Below are 4,581 nucleotides of genomic sequence, written 5' to 3' on the forward strand. Positions count from 1 at the left end.
GCCAACAGCGGCAAACCGTGGCCTGTTATCCGGTTCTGCCTTAGCCCCGTTGCCATTACCGGCATAGGTTGTAAGTGAAAAGGCCAGCAAAAAAGCTATTGAAATCATTCTTTTTAGTAGAACTTTGTATTTCATATTTGGTTAGGTTATTAAATTAAAATCGGCATAAAGCCTCAAAACGCCATTTCTAAAGCGGTGATGCAGCGGGGAATATCTGGTTACTTGATGTCAAAGTAAAAGAATGTGGCCTGTAAAATCTGTTCATTCTTTTGTCGTTTTATATCAAATTGGAAGTACCAGAACCTTAACAGATCTATCTAATGGCCAAAATGTTCATCTTTTTGTCGATATGTCTCAAAAATGCATCAGAAAGAAAAAGGAAAACCATCTTAAATAACTGAAAATCAACAGCTAAAAAACACGCAGTATCAAATCGCATTTTTGGTGGGATACAAATCGACAGTTTAACATTTCGATTTATATATATTTGATATTAACTTAAAGTATGCGTGGCCAAATATTCTTCTTTTTAATAAGTTTTCTTGCCGTTTCACTGTGCAGTGGGCAATCGCATTATTTTAAGCAGTACCAGGCCGACGATGGTTTGGCCCATAATTCGGTGAATACGGTTATACAGGATAAACAGGGTATGATCTGGATTGGAACCCGTGGCGGACTGAATCGTTTTGATGGCTATACTTTTAAAAGCTTCAAAAACTCAAAAAGTATGTTCGGCAATATCGGCAACAACATTATTGTGAGCCTTGCCGAAGATAAAAAAGGCATGTTGTGGGTAGGAACAGGTCGTGGCATTGTTAAATACGATCCGCTTAGGGAGATTTTTACCCCGCTTGAGCCGATTGCCCAGAAATACATCAACTACATTCTGGTGGATAAGGCGAACGACCTGTTTTTTCTGGCCAACCGCGAACTGCATAAATATACCCAGAACGATAATAAGGTAGTAAACCTGAAAATAAATGCAGCCTGCATAGCGCTCGATCATCAGGGCAATATTGTAATCGGAAATGATGACGGGCAGCTTGTTACCTATAACCCCCAAAATGGCTCCAGTAGCAGCGTGCGGATAATAGATAAACACATGCCCCTTAACCGCCGCTCGATTAGTAAGGTATTCCCCATCGGCAACAACATGATCCTGGTAGGGTGTTTTAAACAGGGTTTAAAGAGTTACAATACAAAAACAGGCGCAATCAGTTCGCTGATTCTCAAGAACAGTGATAATACGGATATGTACGTGCGCGACATTACTGCAGGCGAAAATGGCGAATACTGGCTGGCCACCGAATCGGGTATTTACATCTATAATATCAATACACGTAACGTACAAGTGCTGCGAAAAAGAGCGGGTGATCCCTATTCTATGCCCGATAATGCGGTATACACGGTTTGTAAGGATAGTGAAGGTGGCATGTGGGCAGGCACTTATTTTGGCGGACTGGCCTATTTCTCGAGGAATAATTCAAGATTCGAAAAATATTATCCGCTTTTAGGCATCAATTCTATTTCGGGGAATGCGGTGAGGGAAATCTGTCCGGATAATTATGGGCATTTATGGATCGGTACCGAAGATGCAGGCATCAATAAATTCGACCCGAAAACCGGATTGTTCACCAATTACACGGCCAATGGTAAAACGGGTAACCTATCCTACCCCAATATCCACGGTTTACTGGCATTGGGGAACCAGTTGCTCGTAGGACCTTTTTTGCATGGGCTGGAAATAATGGACATCAAAAAAGGTATCGTGAGAGACCGTTTCAAAACCATTGGGGAAGAAAATGAGGAAACAAGCGATTTTGTACTTTCCATTCATCTTTCGAAAGACAGTACCATATATGTGGGTACGGGATATAATATGGGATCAGGACTTTTTATCTTCAATCCAAAAAAGAGGGCCTTTAAAAGGGTAAAAGAAATTCCGGTAAACTCTTATGTTTACGATATCCACGAAGATAAACTGGGCAATATATGGACGGGCAGCGTATCGCGGGGGGCTTTTTTCTACAACCCCAAAACAGGTAGGCATGGCAATATTACCTTTGGCAACAAACCCAAAAATAAAACCGTGCACGAATTTCCGGTATGCGGCATTATGGAAGACAGCAACAATGCGTTGTGGTTTACTACCGAAGGCGGCGGGCTGATCAGGCTGAGTCCTGATCGGAAATTGATCAAAAAATTTACCACCGAAAGTGGCCTGCCCACCAATATTCTTTTCAGGGCATTGGAAGACAATTCGAAACACTTATGGATCAGTTCGCTTAAAGGATTGATCTGTTTCGACATGCAACGTGAAAAATTTACGGTTTACACCAAATCAAACGGACTGATTACAGATCAGTTTAATTTCAGTTCGGCATACAAAGATCCTAATGGTAGGATGTATTTTGGATCAGTAAGGGGGATGATTTCTTTTGACCCCAACGATTTTGATAAAAAAGATGTTGCTCCACCAACCTTTATTACCGGTTTTCAGATCAACAATGAGGAGGTTTTCCCGAACAGTAAAAATAGTCCGCTGAGCAGGTCTATTTCTTATACCGATACCATTGTACTTTCGCACAACCAAAATAACTTCAGCATCGAGTTTGCCGCACTTAATTACTCCTCACCCGAGGTAACCCGCTACGAATATGTAATGAAAGGCGTAGATCAGGCAGTAACCTATCTTAATAACAACCGAAAAGCCTATTTTACCGATTTATCGCCGGGTAATTATACATTTTTGGTGAGGGCCAAAAGCAATGTAGACAGCTGGACGGGTAAAGAGCGTCGGCTGTTTATCAAAATCCGTCCGCCATTCTGGAAAAGCATTACGGCTTACATCTGTTACCTGCTACTGGTTGCCACCGGCCTTTTTCTGGCCATACGCTACTATCACCGCTATATCGAACGCAAAAACCTGAATAAGCTCCAGCTGTTCGAACACGAAAAGGACAAAGAAATATACCAGGCAAAAATCGAATTCTTTACCAATATTGCGCATGAGATCCAAACCCCGCTTACGCTTATTTTAGGTCCGGTAGAAATGATGATGGAGCAGGCCCAGGAGCAGCCTTTTAAAAGCAGTTTGATCATGGTCGAAAAAAATGCCAACCGCCTGGCCAAACTCACCAATCAACTGCTCGATTTCCGTAAAACAGAAATGCATCAGTTCGGGCTCAATTTTGTAAATACCGACATTAGCCGCTTACTGAAAGAGCAGGTTGATACTTTTGAACAGGAGGCACAAAAAAGCGGCATTGCACTAAAACTCGAACTGCCCAAAAGCCAGGTTATTGCGTTTGCCGACAGGGAGGCTTTAATCAAAATTTTCAATAACCTGATCTCTAACGCCATAAAATACGGCACCAGCGAAGTAGCCATTTACCTGCATCCGGTTGATAAAAAGGATAAACAGCTTAACATTACCTTTAGCAACGATGGCAGGGGCATTCCGCAGCAATACCGTGAACAGATATTCGAGCCATTTTTCAGGCTCTATGGCAAAGATAAACCAGGTACCGGAATTGGCCTTTCATTGGCAAAATCGTTAACCGAACTGCATAACGGAGCACTGAAATTATTGGATAGCGATATTAACCGCGTGGTTTTTGAACTAACTTTACCCATACACCAGAAGTTTGAATTTAAGCTGGGCAGCTGGAAAAAAATAAAATAAAGATGAGCGACAGTATTTTAATTATTGATGATAATGAGGATATCCTGGAGTTTCTTACCCAGGTTTTTGGCAACACCTATAAATTGCACCTGGCCGCTAACGGAGAGGCTGCGCAGGAAATTTTGAATGTGGAAATTATCGATCTGATTATTTCTGACGTGATGATGCCGGGCATAGATGGTTTTGAACTCTGCGAACTGATCAAATCGAATGTAGAGTACTGCCACATCCCGATTATCCTGCTAACGTCTAAAAACACCTATAAAGCACACATCGAGGGCTTGGAAGTTGGTGCAGATCTTTACGTTAAAAAGCCCTTTTCGCCCCAGCTTTTACGCCTGCAGGTAGCCAATCTGCTGCAGAACAGGGTAAAAATAAAAACCCATTTTGCCAACGCACCTTTTGAGGATGTACGCGTAATTGCAAACTCCAAAACGGAAGAGGCATTTTTGAAACGGTTGGATGAATATATCCGCAAGAATATCCAGGATCCCTATCTGGATATCGATCAGCTTGCCGACCATATGCACATGAGCCGTCCTACACTTTACCGCAAAATCAAAGCAATTTCGGCGCTATCGCCAAAAGAGCTGATTGATGTTACCCGTTTAAAAAAAGCCACCAAACTGATTGCCCAAAACGAATTTACTTTTTTCGAAATCGCGAAAATGGTGGGGTACAGCTCACAGAGTTTGTTCAATAAAAACTTCCTCCGGTATTTTAAGGTTCCACCACAGGAATACATGAATTCGTTGAGTAAGGATACAGAATAATGAGTTTAGCCATATGAGATTTTAATGGTGATATAATTTAAAGCCAAGGTCTGTAGAGACACAGACCTTGGCCTCAGATGAACTTAGGTGGTTATAAAACAAGATTTAAGCAACGAAAATACA

2 protein-coding genes are annotated in these 4,581 nt (G+C 41.8%); both read left to right on the forward strand.

All coding sequences use genetic code 11. The features are described 5' to 3' along the window. The first annotated feature begins 505 nt into the window (after window positions 1-505). Entirely contained in the window at window positions 506-3,685 is a 3,180-nt protein-coding gene (locus B2V92_RS21775) for a ligand-binding sensor domain-containing protein (RefSeq protein WP_293312108.1), read from the forward strand. Between the two features lie 2 nt (window positions 3,686-3,687). Further along, window positions 3,688-4,458, forward strand: a complete 771-nt coding sequence (locus tag B2V92_RS21780) for a response regulator transcription factor (RefSeq protein ID WP_293312109.1) — start codon at window positions 3,688-3,690, stop codon at window positions 4,456-4,458. Window positions 4,459-4,581 lie beyond the last annotated feature (123 nt).

Source organism: Pedobacter sp. UBA5917 (assembly GCF_002432345.1).
Taxonomy (GTDB): Bacteria; Bacteroidota; Bacteroidia; order Sphingobacteriales; family Sphingobacteriaceae; genus Pedobacter.

Coding starts and splice junctions, on each gene's coding strand:
- B2V92_RS21775 (WP_293312108.1), top strand. CDS start 506: ATGCGTGGCCAAATATTCTTCTTTTTAATAAGTTTTCTTGCCGTTTCA.
- B2V92_RS21780 (WP_293312109.1), top strand. CDS start 3,688: ATGAGCGACAGTATTTTAATTATTGATGATAATGAGGATATCCTGGAG.